General features: G+C 66.0%; 18 protein-coding genes. 17 read left to right on the forward strand and 1 reads right to left on the reverse strand.

Features of this window, described 5'->3' with window-relative positions; translation table 11 throughout:
* Positions 1 to 22: 22 nt before the first annotated feature.
* From L1277_RS10820 to L1277_RS10855, 8 genes are all read left to right on the forward strand, one after another.
* Entirely contained in the window at positions 23 to 1,006 is a 984-nt protein-coding gene (locus L1277_RS10820) for a siderophore-interacting protein (RefSeq protein WP_253376398.1), read from the forward strand.
* Between the two features lie 91 nt (positions 1,007 to 1,097).
* On the forward strand, positions 1,098 to 2,132 hold the full coding sequence (locus L1277_RS10825; protein WP_253376399.1) for an iron-siderophore ABC transporter substrate-binding protein: 1,035 nt from the start codon (positions 1,098 to 1,100) through the stop codon (positions 2,130 to 2,132).
* Between the two features lie 18 nt (positions 2,133 to 2,150).
* Positions 2,151 to 3,185, forward strand: coding sequence for an iron ABC transporter permease (locus L1277_RS10830; RefSeq protein WP_253376400.1), 1,035 nt, complete (start codon positions 2,151 to 2,153; stop codon positions 3,183 to 3,185).
* Positions 3,186 to 3,459: 274 nt separating this feature from the next.
* Complete coding sequence (locus L1277_RS10835; protein WP_253376401.1) at positions 3,460 to 4,527, forward strand: iron chelate uptake ABC transporter family permease subunit; 1,068 nt, start codon at positions 3,460 to 3,462, stop codon at positions 4,525 to 4,527.
* A 51-nt stretch (positions 4,528 to 4,578) separates the two neighbouring features.
* On the forward strand, positions 4,579 to 5,409 hold the full coding sequence (locus L1277_RS10840; RefSeq protein ID WP_253376402.1) for an ABC transporter ATP-binding protein: 831 nt from the start codon (positions 4,579 to 4,581) through the stop codon (positions 5,407 to 5,409).
* Positions 5,410 to 5,454: 45 nt separating this feature from the next.
* Positions 5,455 to 5,988, forward strand: a complete 534-nt coding sequence (locus tag L1277_RS10845) for a hypothetical protein (RefSeq protein ID WP_253376403.1) — start codon at positions 5,455 to 5,457, stop codon at positions 5,986 to 5,988.
* Positions 5,989 to 6,015: 27 nt separating this feature from the next.
* A complete protein-coding gene (locus L1277_RS10850; RefSeq protein WP_253376404.1) occupies positions 6,016 to 6,360 on the forward strand; it encodes a helix-turn-helix transcriptional regulator in 345 nt (114 codons plus the stop codon).
* A complete protein-coding gene (locus tag L1277_RS10855; protein ID WP_253376405.1) occupies positions 6,357 to 7,049 on the forward strand; it encodes a cation transporter in 693 nt (230 codons plus the stop codon). Before L1277_RS10850 ends, L1277_RS10855 begins: the two co-directional genes overlap by 4 nt.
* Before the next feature lie 13 nt (positions 7,050 to 7,062).
* Here L1277_RS10855 and L1277_RS10860 read toward each other — a convergent pair whose 3' ends face one another.
* A complete protein-coding gene (locus L1277_RS10860; protein WP_253376406.1) occupies positions 7,063 to 7,404 on the reverse strand; it encodes a hypothetical protein in 342 nt (113 codons plus the stop codon).
* A gap of 61 nt (positions 7,405 to 7,465) precedes the next feature.
* Here L1277_RS10860 and L1277_RS10865 point away from each other — a divergent pair, with 61 nt between their 5' ends.
* The 9 genes from L1277_RS10865 to L1277_RS10905 all read left to right on the forward strand — a co-directional run bounded on the left by L1277_RS10865 (position 7,466) and on the right by L1277_RS10905 (position 17,317).
* Positions 7,466 to 8,023 (forward strand): histidine phosphatase family protein, encoded by a 558-nt coding sequence (locus L1277_RS10865; RefSeq protein WP_253376407.1) that lies wholly within the window; start codon positions 7,466 to 7,468, stop codon positions 8,021 to 8,023.
* 603 nt (positions 8,024 to 8,626) lie between these two features.
* Positions 8,627 to 9,553: a hypothetical protein gene (locus L1277_RS10870; RefSeq protein ID WP_253376408.1), complete on the forward strand. Its 927-nt coding sequence runs from the start codon at positions 8,627 to 8,629 to the stop codon at positions 9,551 to 9,553.
* 210 nt (positions 9,554 to 9,763) lie between these two features.
* The gene (locus tag L1277_RS10875; RefSeq protein ID WP_253376409.1) at positions 9,764 to 10,294 is read left to right on the forward strand and encodes a hypothetical protein; all 531 of its coding nucleotides are present in this window, start codon (positions 9,764 to 9,766) and stop codon (positions 10,292 to 10,294) included.
* A gap of 136 nt (positions 10,295 to 10,430) precedes the next feature.
* Positions 10,431 to 11,414 (forward strand): hypothetical protein, encoded by a 984-nt coding sequence (locus L1277_RS10880; protein WP_253376410.1) that lies wholly within the window; start codon positions 10,431 to 10,433, stop codon positions 11,412 to 11,414.
* 91 nt (positions 11,415 to 11,505) lie between these two features.
* Positions 11,506 to 13,248, forward strand: coding sequence for a chaplin family protein (locus L1277_RS10885; protein WP_253376411.1), 1,743 nt, complete (start codon positions 11,506 to 11,508; stop codon positions 13,246 to 13,248).
* Positions 13,249 to 13,360: 112 nt separating this feature from the next.
* Positions 13,361 to 14,371 carry an iron ABC transporter permease gene (locus L1277_RS10890; protein ID WP_253376412.1) on the forward strand — a complete coding sequence of 337 codons (1,011 nt, stop codon included), beginning with the start codon at positions 13,361 to 13,363 and terminating at the stop codon, positions 14,369 to 14,371.
* On the forward strand, positions 14,368 to 15,450 hold the full coding sequence (locus L1277_RS10895; protein WP_253376413.1) for an iron chelate uptake ABC transporter family permease subunit: 1,083 nt from the start codon (positions 14,368 to 14,370) through the stop codon (positions 15,448 to 15,450). Before L1277_RS10890 ends, L1277_RS10895 begins: the two co-directional genes overlap by 4 nt.
* Positions 15,447 to 16,298 (forward strand): ABC transporter ATP-binding protein, encoded by an 852-nt coding sequence (locus L1277_RS10900; RefSeq protein ID WP_253376414.1) that lies wholly within the window; start codon positions 15,447 to 15,449, stop codon positions 16,296 to 16,298. Before L1277_RS10895 ends, L1277_RS10900 begins: the two co-directional genes overlap by 4 nt.
* A 20-nt stretch (positions 16,299 to 16,318) precedes the next feature.
* Complete coding sequence (locus L1277_RS10905) at positions 16,319 to 17,317, forward strand: ABC transporter substrate-binding protein (RefSeq protein ID WP_253376415.1); 999 nt, start codon at positions 16,319 to 16,321, stop codon at positions 17,315 to 17,317.
* The last annotated feature ends 31 nt before the right edge of the window (positions 17,318 to 17,348 follow it).

The raw sequence follows: 17,348 nt of genomic DNA on the forward strand, positions 1-17,348 counted from the left end.
TAAGGCATGCCATACTTAGGTAATGCTTACTACGACGGAAGCCCCGGTCGCCGCTCTGGCACGTGCCGCATCTGACACTCGTCAGCTTGATGCGCCTGTCACTCCCGACCAACCCGACGTCGCCGTTTTGCCCGCCGCTCGACCGTACGCCGCCACGGTGTCTCGCATTGAGCGCCTCACGCCCACATTCCTCCGCATCACCTTCACCGGCCCGCAACTCCACCTGTTCGGAACCGATGGTCTCGACCAGCGCATCAAGGTCATGCTGCCCCTTCCCGGCATCGGCTTCACGCCGCTCGACGAGAACGACTGGTGGGGCGCCTGGCGCCGACTGCCCAACGAGCTGCGCAACCCGCTACGCACCTACACGGTACGGGCCGTCCGCTCCGACCGTGGTGAAGTCGACATTGACTTCGTTGCCCACGGTGACACCGGCCCGGCTTCCCGGTGGGCCACCTCCGCTGCCGTCGGCGACGAGCTGATCCTCATCGGGCCGTGCCTGCGCACCGACGGACTGCTCTCGGGTGTGGAGTGGAAGCCGGGCGACGCCACCCACGTGCTGCTCGCCGGCGACGAAACCGCCGCACCGGCCATCTGCTCGATCATCTCGGCGATGCCGCGGGACGCCAAGGGCTGCGCGTTCATTGAGGTACCCACCATCGACGACGCCCTCCCGATCGACGCCCCCAACGGTGTCCACGTGACCTGGCTCGCCCGCAACGGCGACGCCCACGGCTCGGCACTCGACCCTGCCGTCCGTGCCTGGACCGACAGCTTCGTGAGCGACGGTCACCGGGGCGAACGCCTCGCCGATGTCGACATCGAGAACGGCATCCTCTGGGAAGTCCCCGAACCGACCAGCCACTCCGGTGGACTGTACGCCTGGCTCGCCGGTGAAGCCGGAGTGATCAAGACGCTTCGGCGGTTCCTCGTCTCCGAAACCGGCCTCGACCGGCACCAGGTCGCCTTCATGGGCTACTGGCGCGTCGGTCGCGCTGAAAGCTAACGCACCTCTTTAAGAACAGACCCCCCCGCGCAACGCTGCCCCGTGGCATCCGTTCGAATAAATCCCCTGCACTCCCCGAAAGGCATTCCTGATGCGCACGAACCGATTGACCCGCGGCGCCGCCGTCCTGGCCGCAGCAACCGCGAGCATGCTCGCCCTGTCCGGCTGCGCCACGAGCACTGACACTGAAACGGATGCTGGCGCTTCAGACAACTCCGCATTCCCGGTCACCATTGAGAGTGCTCTCGGCGACGCCGTGATCGAGAGCGCACCAGAAAACGTGGTCACCATTGGCTGGGGCTCAGCGGACACCGCCATCGCGCTCGGAACGACCCCGGTCGGCGTCGAAGCCGCAACCTGGGGCGGCGACGAAGACCTCTACTTCCCGTGGGTTCGTGAGGCGATCGAAGAGAAGGGCGACGAGCTCCCAAAGACCTTCAACGTCTACCCCGAGATCGACGTTGAGGCCATCCTCGAGCTGGCCCCCGACCTGATCCTCGCGCCGCAGTCGGGCATCTCCGAAGACGAGTTCGCGACGCTGAGCGAGATCGCTCCGGTCGTTGCCTACCCTGACACTGCGTGGCGCACCACCTGGGATGAGCAGATCGAGATCATCGGCAAGGCACTCGGCAAGACCGACGAAGCAGCCGACCTCATCGAGGGCATCAACGACGACATCGCTGCCGCCGCGGCCGAGCACCCCGAGTTCCAGGGCGTGAGCTTCGCCTACGTCTACACCGCTGAGCCCGGCGCCCTCGCGCTCTACCAGGCCGGCGACTCCCGCGTTGACCTCATTTCGGGCCTCGGTCTGACGATGGATGAGACCGTCGCCGAGGTTCCGCTCACCGACGGCAGCTTCAGCTCGACCGTCGGGCTTGAGCGCGCCGACCTCCTCAACAACGTCGACGTGCTCTTCACCTGGTACAACGACGAAGAGAACCAGAAGCTCATCGAAGCCCAGCCGCTGTTCGCGCAGATCCCCGCTTTCCAGAGCGGTGCCTACGTGCCGAGCGTCGACAACCAGCTCGGCATGGCGTCGAGCATGATCACGCCGCTCTCCGTGCCGTGGGCTCTCGACAAGTACATTCCGATGATTTCGGATGCTGTCGCGAAAGTCGCCAAGTAACCTCCCGTTGCACCTGACATGACCGCAACAGTTGCGCCGACGAGCGCCGGGATTTCTCCCGGCGCTCGTCGCCGCACACCCCGGCTCGCGGTCGGTCTCATCGTCACCGCCGGCGCACTCGTCGTTCTGGTCGGGTTGAGCCTCGCGGTCGGCACCAAATACGTGCCGCTTCCCGATGTCTGGAACGCCCTGTTCGCGCCGGGCGACACCTACGCCGACGCGGTGGTCGCCAGCCGCATCCCTCGAACGATCCTCGGGCTTCTTGTCGGCGCAGCGCTCGCCGTCGCCGGTGGCGTCATGCAGGGTCTTACCCGCAACCCACTCGCCGACCCGGGACTCTTCGGCGTCAACACCGGCGCGGCCGCAGCCATTGTCACGGCGACAGCGCTCGGCGTCGGCGCTGGAACGAGCGTCTGGATCGCGCTGCCCGGGGCGTTTATCGCCGTGGTGATCGTCTACCTCATCGGGTCCGGCCGCGGCCGAAGCACCCCAGTGCGACTCGTGCTCGCCGGCGTCGTCGTCTCGTCCGTACTCGCCGCCTACATCCAGGCCGTCTCGCTCACCCTGCCGCGGGTGTTCGACGCCTACCGGTTCTGGGCGGTCGGCTCGCTCGCCGGTCGCAACCCGCAACTCATCGTCGACATCCTCCCGTTTGTGATCCTCGGGCTCGTGCTCGCCCTCTCGCTGTGCGGCTCGCTCAACGCGCTCGCACTCGGCGACGACACCGCCCGGGCGCTCGGCGCGCACGTCGGTCGCACCCGCATCCTCGGCGCGATCGCCACGACGCTGCTCTGCGCCGCAGCCACCGCCGCGGTCGGTCCGATCTCCTTCGTCGGCCTGGCCGTTCCACACATCGTGCGCAGCATCACCGGGGCCGACCACCGCTGGCTCCTGCCGTACTGCGTCGTCGCCGGCCCCGCACTCCTGATCGCCGCCGACATCATCGGCCGCGTCATCGTCTCCCCGGCCGAACTCATGGTCGGCGTCATCACCGCCTTCGTGGGCGGCCCGATCCTCCTGCTCGCGGTCCGCCGGATGCGAGCCGCCGCATGAGCGCCGCGCCCGCCCCCCTCGCACTCGCCGCCTTGGCTATCAATGCTGGCAGTAGTACCAGTAGTAGCGGGTTATGCGCGTTCGCACTCACGAGAACTGGTACTTCGGACTCGGGCTTGGCCGCCCCGAGTCGGCCGCGCTGTGGCGCTCTCGGCAGAAGCACCACTGATTGTGGGTCATGGGCGTCCACACCCGCGACAACTGGTACTTCCGAGTCCGCGTTGGCGCACGCCGGCGACGGGGCAACCGCGGTCCGCCGGATGCGAGCCGCCGCATGAGCGCCACCGCCACGGCGTCCATCGCCTCGCCCAAGCGCCCGCCCGTCCTGCGTCTCGGCGGCTGGCTGAGCCTGCCGGTGCGGGCCCGCTCCCTGGTGCTCGGCGGCATCCTCGTCGTCGCGATCCTCGCCACGGGTCTTGCCACCCTCACCCTCGGAAAGCTCGGGATCGCGCCAAGCAACCTCCTCCCGACGCTGCTCGGGCAGGGGGAGGGGCGCGACGAGATCGTGCTCACCGCCTTCCGCGGCCCTCGACTCGTCGTCGGCATCGCGGCCGGCGCCGCCCTCGCGGTCTCCGGAGCCCTCTTCCAAACTGTCACCCGCAACCCGCTCGGCAGCCCCGACGTTATCGGCCTGACCTCGGGCGCATCTGCGGGTGCCGCAGCCTTCGGCCTGATGTGGCCGGGCATCCTCCCGCTCCCCGTCGGCGCACTCGTCGGCGCGTTCGTCGCCATGGCACTCGTCTACGTCGGCACCGGCACGGGCTTCTCCTCACCATCGCGGATGCTGCTCATCGGCATCGGCGTCTCCGCCATGTCGCTCGCCTTCGTGCAGTGGGTCCTCGTGCGCGCCGGCCGCGAACAGGCGACGGTGCTCGCCACCTACCTCAACGGCAGCCTGGCCGCCCGCGACTGGGACCACGCCGCCACCATCTGGACCGCCATCGTCGTGCTCATTCCCAGCGCGCTGCTGCTCAGTCGGCGACTCCAGTTGGTCGAAATGGGCGATGAGCAAGCGGATGCCTTAGGCGCACGCTCGACCTCCGCCCGGGCTCTGTCGATCCTCGTAGCCATCGGGCTCGCCACCGCGGCGGTGAGCGTCGCCGGCCCGGTGTCCTTCATCGCGTTGGTCGCACCGCAAATCGCCCGCCGACTCAGCCGCAGTGCCGGCCCGAACATCCTGGCCAGCGCGCTCATGGGCGCGTTCCTGTTGAGCCTCGCCGACCTGCTCACCCAGCAGTTGCCCTTCGATGTGACCCTCCCGGTTGGGGTGCTCACCGCCATCCTCGGTGGTATCTACCTCGGCTATTTGCTCATCGCCCAGTGGCGGAAGGGAACGATCTAGATGACCACCGGTGCGGATTCGGCACTCAGGACGACAGAGGACACTGGACAGATGGCTCGAGTGCATTCCGACACGCAGGGCGTGGCATCCGCTGGATCACGCCTGGCTGCGCGCAATCTGCGTCTGGCCTACGACAAGCGTGTTGTCGTCGACGACCTGTCGATCGATCTGCCCGACGGTGGGTTCACGATCATTGTCGGACCCAACGCGTGCGGCAAGTCGACGCTGCTCAAGGCGCTGTCGCGCACCCTGTCGCCGCAATCCGGTGCCGTGCTGCTCGGCGGCAAGCCGATCGACTCGTACCGGAGCAAGGCGGTCGCCCGCGAACTTGCGATGCTGCCGCAGAGCCCGATCGCGCCCGAGGCCATCACCGTGCGCGACCTCGTGGGGCGTGGGCGATACCCGCACCAGGGGCTGCTGCAGCAGTGGTCGCACGCTGACGAAACCGCAGTGGCTGCTGCGCTCGCGTCGACCGGCTGCGAGGAACTGGGCGAGCGATTTGTGTCGGAGTTGTCGGGTGGCCAGCGCCAGCGGGTGTGGATCGCCATGGTGCTCGCTCAGCAAACCGACCTGTTGCTGCTCGATGAGCCGACAACCTTTCTCGACATCGCGCACCAGTTCGAGGTGCTCGAGTTGTGCGCGCAGCTGCACGTCGAGGGCCGCACGCTCGTCGCCGTGCTCCACGACCTCAACCAGGCCGCGCGATACGCGACAAATCTCGTGGTGATGAAGGCCGGGCAAATTGTGGCGCAGGGGAAACCGGGGGAGATCCTCACCGCAGCGCTCGTTGAAGACGTGTTCGGGCTCCCGTGCGTAATCATCGCTGACCCGGTGACCGGGACTCCGATGGTGGTGCCGCAGGCGGGTCGCGCTCAGCGCTAGCTCAGCGCTCTGGCGAATCGGGCCCCAATGCCCGACACTGGAGCCATGATGACGGATCTTCCTCAGCGCTCCACACGAACTCGTGTTCTCGTCATCGCGACCGCTGGCACGCTTGCCGTCACCGCGTATGCAGCTCTGGGCGCTGTGCAGATTCTGTGGCTCAACCCACGTGCCGCGGTGCCCGGGCTGGCCCTTACTGAAATCGCCGACGAGGTGGCGGCCGCGGGCGAATCGCTCGGTACCCCCTCCGTGATCGCGGCGATGAGCCTCGGGCCGCTGCTTGCTCTGGGAGTTCTTATTCGGGCCGCGGTCCGCACCACGGTCACGCCGCGTGGGGCGCTTCTGCAGTATCTCGGCCTCCTCGCGCTCGGTGCCTTCGTCTACTTCGCGGCGAGTTTCGGACCAGGAATGGCTCTGGCCGACACCTTCGGCATCAGCGGAGCCGACTACTCGCCGTGGGCAGGCCCGCTGTACCTCACCAGCCTCGCGTCGATTCTTGCGCTGATCGCAATTGCGGTGGACGGAGTCCTTCGCCGTCGGTCGGAGCCCGGCCACAACGTGAGTACATCATTTCGTTAATTCAGTAAATCATGTACTGTCGGCCGTATGTCTACAGCTACGGTCCGCGCCACGATCACTCACACAGCAGCGTTCGCGCGTTTCGGTCATGCCGTGTCCGACACAACCCGGGTTGGTATTTTGCTGGCGCTGCGTGAGGCACCCGCCTACCCAGCGGACCTCGCCGACGCGCTCGGAGTTTCTCGGCAGGTGATGTCGAATCAACTCGCCTGTCTTCGCGGTTGCGGTCTGGTCGAGGCTGTTCCCGACGGGAGGCGGACCTGGTATCGCCTCGCCGATCCGCACCTGGCGCCCGCGCTCGATGAGCTCCTCCGCGTCGTGTTGTTTGTGGAGCCGGGCTGTTGTGCCGGCGAGAATTGCACGTGCGCATGACTCAGACAGTTCCCGTTATGCGGCCGGAACGGGCGCTGGTGCTCCGTCGACGCGTTCGCTGGATCGTTGCTGCAACGATCACGTACAACCTGGTTGAGGCGGCCGTCGCCATCGTGGCCGGGTCGCTGGCATCCTCGACCGCTTTGATTGGGTTCGGTCTGGACTCGACCATCGAAGTGCTTTCAGCCGCGGCCGTTGCCTGGCAATTCACTCGCCGTGATCCTGAGCGCTGGGAAAAGGGGACGCTTCGCGTCATCGCCGTCGCGTTCTTTGCCCTCGCTGCCTTCGTGACGGTGAGTTCGGTGCTCGCCCTGTTCGTCGGATCCGAGGTGAAGCATTCGACGCTCGGCATCATCATCACGGCACTCAGCGTCGTTATCATGCCGTTCCTCTCGCTCGCAGAGCGGAATGCTGGACGGGAGCTCGGTTCAGCCAGCGCGGTCGCCGACTCGAAACAAACACTGATCTGCACCTACCTGTCAGCGGCGGTACTGATCGGGCTCGTGCTCAATAGTGCCTTCGGTTGGTGGTGGGCCGACGCCGTTGCGGGACTGGTCATCGCAATCTTCGCGGTGCGCGAAGGTATCGAAGCGTGGCGAGGGGATGCCTGTGCAACCTCGGTCGGCATGCTCCTTGACGACGCTTCCAGCGGGAGTCACCATGATGAAGCCGAACGTCAGGGAGTGTGAACGCGGTCGTCGATTAACCCACCGCTGAGCCGGATCCCCAGAGCGGATGGCTGACGACCACGGCGATAATGATGAGGAAAGCGCCCACGATGAGCGCGACCTCCGCTCGGGATACCGACTGCCCGGAGGGTGCTCGGCGGATGAGAAGAAAGACGCCCCCCGCGCCGAGAAGCGTGGCCCAGACGACGGATACCCAGCCCGCCAGCCACGTCACGATGAAGAGCGCTTCGGCAGGCTCACTCAGAAACCCGACGGTATCGCTGACCAAGAAACACAGGGCGGCAATGAGTGCCAGGGCGAAGGAAGACGCCGAGAGTGGCAGGGCCACTGCGCTGTCGGTCGATCGACGCTCCATGCGGCAAAGCTAGACCGGGGATGAACTCACCACAAGAGGAATCGTCGGTTACGGTGGAGCGGTGACCTCACTCGCACTTGTTCGCCACGGCGAAACCGACTGGAATCGGGAACGTCGGCTGCAGGGTCGTGCCGATATCCCGCTCAATGAAACGGGCATCGAGCAGGCGCGGGCTCTTGCTGCGCGGTTTGATGCCTCCGAGTGGGCACTCATTCTGAGCTCGCCTCTGTCCCGGGCGTGGGAGACCGCTCGGACGCTCAGCGCTGCCAGTGGTATTCCGTTGGGTGACCCAGCCGAGGAGCTGATCGAGCGTAGCTTCGGCTCGGCCGAGGGTGAGATCGTCACGGATGCCAAGGCGCGGTGGATTGACAGCCGGTATCCGGGAAGCGAGACGCCTGAGGAAGTCGGCGAACGCGGTTCCCGTTACCTCACCGAGGTTGCTCGTGCCGGTATCGGCAATGTGATCGTCGTCTCGCATGGTGCGTTCATTCGCGCCACCGTCACGGCACTCACCGGCGTCGACCTCGGCGGAGTGGGCAACGCCGCCATCGTGCGGCTCGAGTACTCCGACGGCACGTGGGAGCTCGCGAACGATCCCGTCGCCTCGGTCACGGTCTGATCTGCGATCGTTTTCATACCCCCATCTCGGGGCACAAGTCGGCATTGGCACGGCAGCATCGTTGTAGTCTGACTCGGTGAGCGCGTTCATGGTCGCTCGACAGACGGGGGACTGGTGAACGGCAGACGCGAGAGCGACGAGCGAGAGCGCCTGAATGTCTCGTCGGGTCGCGCCTCCGAGGTGTCCGGCGCATCAATGCCTTCGCTTCCATCCACACTCAACACCCGCGAGGCCCGTCGTGCGAACGCGGGACTCACGCCCGTGAAGCCGCGAGCAGTGACGGGAAAGACGTCGAAGCGGCCAGCCAGCCGACCCAAAGCGGTAGAGCCGGAGGAGTCGCTGTACCCTGAGCCGGCATACAAGCGAAAGGGTGGCTCTCCCGCAGAGGTAGCCCCAGCAAACGCGCTTATCCCTGAGCCCGTCCCGGTCGACGAGCCTGATCCTATGCCAGCCGCAGTGCCCGCGAGCCAGGCCGTAAATGCTCTCACCTCTCCTCGCGGCGAGGGCACAAAGTCACAGCAATTTGCCCCGCCGCCACCACCGAGTGCGGAGGAAATTCGACCTGTGACGCTGCCTGCATCGCGATCGAGTAGACCAGTCGCCATGCCGAAGCGCCTCGACATGAACCGGACCATCACCGTTGGTGTCGTCATTCTTGCCGTCATTTCGCTTGTGGCTGCGGGCATCCTGGTCTGGGTCAAGGGGCAGAGCCCGTCGGTCGAGCAGTCAATGTTCGCCGCATACCAGGCTCAGCAGATCGAGCTCGACGGCGCAGCAACAGCTGTGGGCGTTGACAACGGAAAATTCAGCACCCTCCACGAGGACTTGACGGCACTCAACACAGCCGCAGCGGCCGCCCTTGTTGCGGTCACCGGGTTCTCCGACGAACCAGCTCGCCTCCTCGCTGAGGCCGCGCGAGTCGAGTTCGAGTCGAGCCTGGCCGCTCAAGCCAGCGCAGTTAACGAGTCGGACGTCGAAATTCCGGACGACTCACTCAGCGCTGAGTCGACCGTCGAAGAACTTGCCACCGGCATCAACGGACTGAACTCTGCAGCCCAGCTGATCGACGAGCAAGCCACTGCGGCAACAGAAGCGCTCACCGCCCTCCGGGCCACCCGCAGCACCTTTGTTGCCGCCCTCGCCATCTTTGGCGAGACGATCCCGACATCCGCCACCGCTGAGATTGAAGGAAATGCGGATGCTTCCGCCTCCTTCACCGATCCCGTCACGTTGGCCGTCACGAATCTCACAAGCGCACTCTCGGCGGGCAAGCCCGGGGTGACCGAACTGCAGGCCTATGCGACGGCGGCCGCGGCCCTCCGGACAGAGCAGGCCCGGCTCGATGCGCTCGACTCGGTGGCACCGGACACAGATACCGAGACGGCACCTCGGACGACGCCGCGCACGCGGACGACACCGTCGACCCCGTCGACGCCTCCCGTCACCACTCCGCCGGCCGAAGAGGCCCCGGTGGCGCCAGCGGTTCCTGAAGAGACGGCGCCCACGGACGCCCCGGAGATCACTCCGTAACCTCGGGTGCCGGAGCGGCACGCGGCTCAGCTTGCGCACACAGAATCGCGACGCCCCGTTTCATTGGACGCTCAGTGCTGTCACACTCTACGGAGGGAGCACGCGCGCTAAAGTGCGGTGGCTCCTGTTCAGTGAGCGCGTTTTGCCCGGCTGCCCGCTGCCCGGTAGTGCGATCCGTTCCCACCCCACCTCGACCCGAAAAAGCTACTCATGATCGACTCCCGTGTGCGTTGCGTTCGCGGCTCTGTGGCATCCGCTGGGCTGATTGTCCTGATGAGCGTTGCGGTGCTGACCGGGTGCAGCGCGCCAGCCGATGCTGGGAGCGGCGGGAGTGCTGGTGCGACGGCGGCCCCCGCGGCGAATCTTACGGCCGACGGACTGCTCGCTGACCTCGCAGAGATCGAGTGCGCTGCGTACGAGTCGGGCGTCTATGACCAGAACGAGATCTGGGGCGAATACGCGACGATTGCTGGGCGGTATGAGGCGTCGGGACTCATCGATGAGACCACGGTCGAAGTGCCGGGTGGGGGTGGGACGATCCAGTCAATTTCGCTGCGCTCCGTGTTGACGTCCGAGGACGAGCTGCGTGATTACGCGGCGGTGGGGGAGGGCGTGACCACCCGACGGGACGAGGTGGGGCAGGACGAATACGACCTTCAAACCAGCCTGTTCTGCACGGTGTTTTCTCACGGCGGGGCGATTCCCGACGACTTTGCGCAGGCGAACGGGCTGGTCCGCTGACCCCGCTCGGCTGGCCTCTCGAGCACGCCGTATCAGGAACGACTCATCTGGCACAAGGTCTTGTGGAATGCTTGAACTTTTCGTGCACCCTGTGCAAGGGTGTTGGGACGGCGCTGTAACCGGGGGGTGAGTGCGCATGGATCAATCAGGGTACCGAGCAGTCACTTTGCTGCGCTTCCTCTTCGCGTCGTTGGGCCTCGCCATCGTCTGGGTCCTCGCGAGCTGGGTGATGGCACCCGATTCGGCCAGAGCGGATGACAACGACGGACTCCTCGGCGGTGTTGTCGGCGGTGTCGTAACTGTCGTTGATGCTCCGCTCGGTGCCGTCACCCACTCCGCCGGATCTACGGTCTCTTCGGTCGTCAATACGGTCACGGCGGTCACGCCAGCGCCGGTTGACCGGGTCGTTGCCGTGGTTCCGAAGGTCGTTGAGACGGTCGACACCGTCGTTCAGGCTCAGCCGGTCACCGCGATCGTCACTCCGGTCGCTCAGATCGTCGACCCGATCGTTGCCGCCGTGCCGATCGTCTCCGACGTGGTGGGCTCGACGCCGGTTCAGAGCATTGTCGCTCCGGTCACCTCGGTGGTCGAGACCTCGCTCGGCAACGTCGTCGGCACCCCGAGTGCCGCGACCGACCTGCCCGGGCTTCCGCTACCCGACGACGCGGTACCCGACGTCACCGTTCCCGGCGTGACTGCTCCGGGCGTTGCTTCCGAGCACACCGCGGGCGCCGCGACTGACGTAGCCCCCGCCGCGACCGCGGACACAACCGCCGTCACCGCCGTCGCCTCCGCAGCACTCGCCGCCCCGTTTGACGCGGCTCACTGGGCGGCCTCGCTCTCGACCCCCGCACCCTCGACCGGTTCGACCGCGGTCGCGGTCGAACCCACGACTCCGCTGACCGCGCCGCTGCTGCCGGTCGGCGATGCACCACTTCCCGCCGCGCCGAGCGCCTCGGGAACAGCAACTTCTTCGGGCGGACCGGCTGGTGCCGGGCTCGTCGCCATTCTTGCAGGGACCGAGACGGCTGCCCCCCTCTCGGGTTCCCTGCTTGCCCGGGCCGGGGATCAGGCCACTCCTGCGTCCCTGGCCCGGGATCTCAGCTCCACTCCTGACTAACGGAGGTTCGCTCTGCCTGCGCGCAGATCACCGAACCCTTTCTTTCCTCGTTTGAGGAAGCATCCGTTATCTTCTTTAGGAGTTTCAGCTCATGAATCGCAACATTGCGAGGTGCCTCTACGGCGTCCTCTTCGCCGGCGGCCTGACCGTTCTCGGCGCGACAGCGGCCAACGCGGCCGACTCAACAACCGGCACAGACGGCATTCTCTCGGGAACCGTCGTGGACGCTCTCGTCTCGGTGCCGGTCACCCTCAACGGCACCTCGGTCAGCGTCCTCGGTGACGCCGCGTCGACCGGCGCGTCCACCCCGGCCCAGCCGGCTCCCGCTGCTCCGGCCCCGACCACGTCGGGCAGTGACAGCATCCTCGGCGGTTCGAACGTGGCGCCGCTGATCTCGGTTCCGGTCACTCTCGGCGGCAACTCGATTGCCGTTGTCGGGAATTCCACGACGTCAGATTCGATGACGGATGCCGCGGCGCCCGCTTCGGCTCCGACGCCGACCGCCTCTGAAACGTCGGGCGACAGCAGTGTGGGTGGCGGAACGAACGTCGCCCCCGTGGTCACCGCTCCGATCACGGTTGCGGGCAACTCGATCAGTGCCGTCGGCGACTCGGCGACCGAGAGCGCAACGACCGAGGCACCTGCTCCGGCAGCTCCGGCGGCCGGTTCGGCTGACGCCAGCACCGCGGGGGATGACGGCATCCTCGGTGGAACCTTGGTGAACCCGAACATCGCGCTGCCGATCACGGTCGGTGGCAACTCCATCAGCGTTGTCGGCGACTCGGCGTCAGAGGGATCCTCGACCGAGGCCCCGGTTGCTGCTCCGGCAGCGAGCACGACGGGCGCTGGCACCTCGGGCGATGACGGCATCCTCGGCGGGACGCTCATTTCGCCAGACGTCACTCTCCCGGTGAACGTCGCTGGCAATGGAATCAGCGTCATCGGTGATTCGAGCTCGACCGGTTCGACGGCAACTCCTGCTGTTGGCACCGCGCCTGCTGCTCCGGTTGCAGGCGCCGATACCTCCGGTGATGACAGTGTCCTGGGTGGAACCCTGGTGAACCCGGATGTCACTCTCCCGGTAACGGTTGGTGGCAACGGAATCAGCGTCATCGGTGACTCGAGCTCCACGGGTCCGACCGCAACTCCTGCTGTTGGTACCGCGCCTGCTGCTCCTGCTGCGGGCGCTGACACCTCAGGTGACGACAGTGTGCTGGGTGGGACCCTGGTGAACCCGGATGTCACTCTCCCGGTAACGGTTGGTGGCAACGGAATCAGTGTGATCGGTGACTCGAGCTCCACGGGTTCTACCACAACTCCTGCTGTCGGCACGACTCCTGCCGCTCCTGCTGCGAGTAACGGTACTTCCGGTGACGAGGGAATCCTCGGCGGCACCATTCTCGCTCCGGTGATCGAGCTTCCGATCACCATCGGTGGCAACGCCATTGGGGTGATCGGTGACACCGAAACGACCGACTCGACCGTTCCGGCTACCCCGGTCACGCCGACCACTCCGGTCGCTCCGGTAACCCCGACGGCCCCGGTGGTTCCGGTTACGCCGACTGACCCGGCCGCCCCGAACACTCCGGTGGTTCCGAGCACTCCTGATGAGTCGACTGACCCCGTAACTGCCGGTGACTCGTCGACCGACATGGTTGCGACTCCTGCAGCATCGATGAGCACCTCGGGCGTCGGTGCATCGGCCGCGAACCCAAACGCGCTCGCCAGCACGGGATCCAACGAGGTAGGGATGTTCCTCGGTCTCTCCGCCCTGCTCCTGCTTCTGGGCGCGGGCGCGGTGATGGTCGCTCGGAAGCGCACCACTCTCCAGTAAGCGTCACTGAAGACTGAACCGGGTGCTGCCCCGCGTGGGCGGCACCCATCGGCCTGCGCGGGATCCGATGACGGTGAACGAGCCTGTAGTTAGGTGAGGCTATGCTAAATTCATGCGCCGCGCGACCGTCCTCTCATCGCGACGCGCCGCCGTACTCGTCTCACTGACTCTCGGATTACTCGTCATCGCGTTCGCCAGCCTGATGCTCGGCAGCAACCACCTCAGCCCGGCAACGGTGATCAGCGGTCTGCTCGATCCGAGCCAGGATGTCGGCAATGTGGTGCAGGGGTCGCGCATACCGCGAACAGCACTCGGGCTGCTGGTTGGAGTGTGCCTTGGCATCGCCGGGGCCGTGATGCAGGGGCAAACCCGCAACCCGCTCGCCGACCCGGGCATCTTCGGAGTCTCGGCCGGCGCCAGCCTCGCGGTGGTCATCAGTATCTACGTCTTCGACACCAGCTCGGTGATCACGACGCTCTGGCTCGCCCTCGCCGGGGCGACAGTGGCCAGCGTGGTCGTGTTCGCCGTGGCTGCTTTGGGCAACGGACTCTCGAGTCCCGTTCCGCTTGCGATCGCCGGAACGGCCGTGTCTGCGCTGCTCGTTGCTCTCACGTCGTACCTCGTACTGTCCGACGAGACAACGCTCGCGGCCTACCGAATTTGGGTGGTCGGCTCGCTCTCCGGCAGGACCCTGACCGGCATTGGCGCCGCGCTTGTGTTTGCGGCGGCTGGTTTGATTTTCGCGACCGCGAACATCCGTTCATTGAATAATCTGGCGCTCGGAACCGAGCTCGCGCACGGGCTCGGCGAGAACCTGCTGCGGGCACGCATTGTCGGGCTCGCGGCGATCACCTTGCTCACGGCTGCGGGCGTTGCGCTGGTTGGGCCGATTGGGTTCGTCGGGCTGACGGCGCCGCACATTGCGCGAAGCCTGGTGGGTGGGAATCACTATTGGTTGCTGCCGACGTCGGGGGTGATCGGTGCGGGCGTGCTGCTCGCGTGTGATGTGATCGGTCGGCTGATTGGTGGCACCGCCGAGGTGCCGGTCGGTGTGGTGCTGACGGTCGTGGGCGGAATCGTGTTCATTGTCATCGTGCGCCGTGGACGGATGGCAACGCTGTGAGCGCACGAACGAGCGTGGAGAAGCAGGCGGAGCCGATCGAAGGCAGCCGGTTCTTCGGGCGGTTGTGGCGAGGACGTGTGGTGGTCGTCACGGCCCTGTGCGTCGTCGTCGTGCTGGCGCTGAGCGTTCTCGGAATCCTTGCCGGCTCGTCGTCACTGAGCTTCTCGGACGTCGTGGTCACGCTACTGGGTGGCGGGACGTCGGGGCAGGAACTCATCGTCTTCGACCTGAGACTGCCGCGCGTCGTCGGTGGTGTTGCCGTCGGTGCCGCGCTCGGTCTCGCCGGAGCGCTGACGCAAACCTTCGCGCGGAATCCGTTGGCTACGCCCGACATCCTGGGCGTGACGTCGGGCGCTGCGCTCGGTGCCGTGGCCGCGATTGTGTTGGCTGGCGGAAGCTACTCGGTCGCGGCAGGTCTGCTCTCCCTCGGGTTGCCCGCCGTCGCGGCGATCGGCGCGCTGCTCACCGCTGCGGTCGTCTACGGACTCGCGTGGCGGGGAGGCGTGGACAGCTACCGCTTGATCCTCATCGGCATTGGTGCGACAGCTGCTTTGGGTGGAATCACCAGTTATCTGATTGCGCGAGCGCAGATCACCGAAGCGGCAGCCGCAGCACAGTGGCTCGTGGGCAGTCTGTCCGGAATCTCCTGGGCGAGCGTCTGGCCGGTGCTCGTCGTGCTCCTCGTTGTAACTCCCATTGCTGTTCTGCAGTCGAGCAGCCTCGACATTAGTCAGCTCGGCGACGACCTTTCGACCGGACTCGGTGTCGCGGTGCAGCGGCATCGAGTGGTGGTCATCATGTGTGCGGTGCTGCTGACTGCCGCCGCCGTCTCAGCCAGCGGGCCCATCGAATTTGTTGCATTCGTTGCACCCCAAATTGCCCGACGGATGGCGCGCACCGGCAGGCCGCCGCTTCTCGCGTCGGCGCTGATGGGCGCGGTCATTGTTGTCGGGGGAGACGCACTCGTGCGCGGGGTGCTTCCGGGCGAGGTGCCGGTCGGCATCATCACGGCGATCATCGGAGCGCCGTATCTGATCTGGTTGCTGACGCGCCGCAAGGAACGGGAGAGCTACGCATGACCGCAACATCCGTGCCGCAGGCGGCATCACCGACAGCGGGAGCACCAGCCCTCGAAGCGAGGGGCGTGACGCTCTCCTATGAGAAGACGTCGATCTTCGAGAACCTCGACCTTCGGATTGAGGAGGGCGAAGTCACCACGCTGATCGGTGCCAACGGGAGTGGGAAGTCGACCCTGCTGAAGGCATTCGGTCGACTACTCGTCCCCTCCGCGGGATCTATGGAACTCGGCGGTCAGCCGCTGCGTTCGCTCCCGACGCGGGCCGTGGCCAAGCAACTCGCCATCCTGCCGCAGAAACCGGTGACGCCGTCGGCGACCACCGTGCGGGATCTCGTGTCGCGGGGACGTCATCCTCACCAGAGCCTGTTTCAGCCGTGGACGCCGAGTGACTCCCGCGTCGTGAACGAGTCGCTCGCGGCAACAGGCCTGTCGGAGCTCGCCGATCGTGACACCGCATCGCTCTCCGGTGGCCAGCTGCAGCGGGCGTGGATCGCGCTCGTGCTTGCACAGCAATCGCCGATCATTTTGCTCGACGAGCCCACGACATTTCTCGACCTCAGCCACCAACTCGATGTGCTGCGACTCGTGCGCTCCATCAACCGCGAACGCGGAGCCACCGTCGTGATGGTGTTACACGACCTCACTCTGGCCGGGCGGTACTCAGACCGTCTCGTCGTGGTGGGAGAGGGGAAGGTGATCGCCGACGGGAAGCCGTGGGAGGTGCTGACACCCGAGGTGCTGCGCCGCGCCTTTGACCTGGAGGCGCTCGTCATTGCCGACCCCACCAGTGGATCGCCGCTCATCGTTCCCGTCGACCCTGACGACCACCGAATTGAACTCGGTACTTAGGTTAAGCTAACCTAACTTTCATGACCTCAACTTCACTCGCTCGCCTCTCTGCTCTGCTGCTCATTCCGGCACTCGCCGCGGTGGGCGTCACCGGCTGCTCCTCCACCGAGACCGCTGCGGACACCAGCGAGAAGGCGTGGAGCTACACCGACGACACCGGCAAGACGGTCAATCTGGATGCCCAGCCGGAGCGCATCGCGAGCTTCGCGGACTACGCGATCGGACTGCTGAGCAACGACATCGAACCGGTGGCCATCTTCGGCCGCGTCGATGTTGCGAGCGACGACCGCTTCGCGGACTACGACATTTCTGACACCGCCATCGTCGGCAACAGCTATGGCGAGATCGACCTTGAGGCACTCGCTGAGGCGGCACCCGAGCTGATCGTCACCGGTATCTACCCGACCGACCGCGAAGGCACCCTCGACCTCGAAGGTCCGCTTTACGGTGTCGCCGACGTCGAGCAGCAGAAGCAGCTCGAGAAGATCGCCCCGGTCGTAGCGATCGAGGTCGGTGGCAAGGGAAGCGACGTCATCGAGAGCCTGAGCAACCTGGCCGAAGCGCTCGGTACCGACCCGGAGACCATTGCTGCCGGGAAGAAAAAGTACGACGAGGCTGCGGCCGACCTCACCGCTGCTGCCGAAGAGACCGGTCTGGAAGTAACCCAGATGTACGCGGACGCTGACGGCGTCTATGTCGTGAAGCCCCTCGACGAGCCCGAGACCGAACTTTACGGCGAGCTGGGCGTGAACTTCACCAACGCCAACCCCGACGGCTACTACTACTGGGACATCTACAGCTGGGAGAACGCGGGCCAGATGATGACCGGAGATGTTCTCCTCGTCAACGTTGAAGGCCTTCAGGAAGAGGATCTTCTCGCCCAGCCGACCTTCGCGTCGCACCCCGCGTTGCAGGCTGGTCAGATCCACACCTGGAACGGCGCTGCGCTCGACTACGCCTCCCAGGCCGCTCACATGACAGAGCTCGCATCCATCCTGCGCGACTCGAAGAAGCTCTAGATCACACCTGATGATGCAGGGGAGGGGGCGG

The sequence above is a fragment of the Okibacterium sp. HSC-33S16 genome (assembly GCF_024171565.1).
In the GTDB taxonomy this organism is placed as follows: domain Bacteria; phylum Actinomycetota; class Actinomycetes; order Actinomycetales; family Microbacteriaceae; genus Mycetocola_A.

What these genes read in the sequence shown, in the direction of transcription:
- L1277_RS10820 (WP_253376398.1), top strand. Translation starts at nt 23, where the DNA reads ATGCTTACTACGACGGAAGCCCCGGTCGCCGCTCTGGCACGTGCCGCA.
- L1277_RS10825 (WP_253376399.1), top strand. Translation starts at nt 1,098, where the DNA reads ATGCGCACGAACCGATTGACCCGCGGCGCCGCCGTCCTGGCCGCAGCA.
- L1277_RS10830 (WP_253376400.1), top strand. Translation starts at nt 2,151, where the DNA reads ATGACCGCAACAGTTGCGCCGACGAGCGCCGGGATTTCTCCCGGCGCT.
- L1277_RS10835 (WP_253376401.1), top strand. Translation starts at nt 3,460, where the DNA reads ATGAGCGCCACCGCCACGGCGTCCATCGCCTCGCCCAAGCGCCCGCCC.
- L1277_RS10840 (WP_253376402.1), top strand. Translation starts at nt 4,579, where the DNA reads ATGGCTCGAGTGCATTCCGACACGCAGGGCGTGGCATCCGCTGGATCA.
- L1277_RS10845 (WP_253376403.1), top strand. Translation starts at nt 5,455, where the DNA reads ATGATGACGGATCTTCCTCAGCGCTCCACACGAACTCGTGTTCTCGTC.
- L1277_RS10850 (WP_253376404.1), top strand. Translation starts at nt 6,016, where the DNA reads ATGTCTACAGCTACGGTCCGCGCCACGATCACTCACACAGCAGCGTTC.
- L1277_RS10855 (WP_253376405.1), top strand. Translation starts at nt 6,357, where the DNA reads ATGACTCAGACAGTTCCCGTTATGCGGCCGGAACGGGCGCTGGTGCTC.
- L1277_RS10860 (WP_253376406.1), bottom strand. Translation starts at nt 7,404, where the DNA reads ATGGAGCGTCGATCGACCGACAGCGCAGTGGCCCTGCCACTCTCGGCG.
- L1277_RS10870 (WP_253376408.1), top strand. Translation starts at nt 8,627, where the DNA reads ATGCCGAAGCGCCTCGACATGAACCGGACCATCACCGTTGGTGTCGTC.
- L1277_RS10875 (WP_253376409.1), top strand. Translation starts at nt 9,764, where the DNA reads ATGATCGACTCCCGTGTGCGTTGCGTTCGCGGCTCTGTGGCATCCGCT.
- L1277_RS10880 (WP_253376410.1), top strand. Translation starts at nt 10,431, where the DNA reads ATGGATCAATCAGGGTACCGAGCAGTCACTTTGCTGCGCTTCCTCTTC.
- L1277_RS10885 (WP_253376411.1), top strand. Translation starts at nt 11,506, where the DNA reads ATGAATCGCAACATTGCGAGGTGCCTCTACGGCGTCCTCTTCGCCGGC.
- L1277_RS10890 (WP_253376412.1), top strand. Translation starts at nt 13,361, where the DNA reads ATGCGCCGCGCGACCGTCCTCTCATCGCGACGCGCCGCCGTACTCGTC.
- L1277_RS10900 (WP_253376414.1), top strand. Translation starts at nt 15,447, where the DNA reads ATGACCGCAACATCCGTGCCGCAGGCGGCATCACCGACAGCGGGAGCA.
- L1277_RS10905 (WP_253376415.1), top strand. Translation starts at nt 16,319, where the DNA reads ATGACCTCAACTTCACTCGCTCGCCTCTCTGCTCTGCTGCTCATTCCG.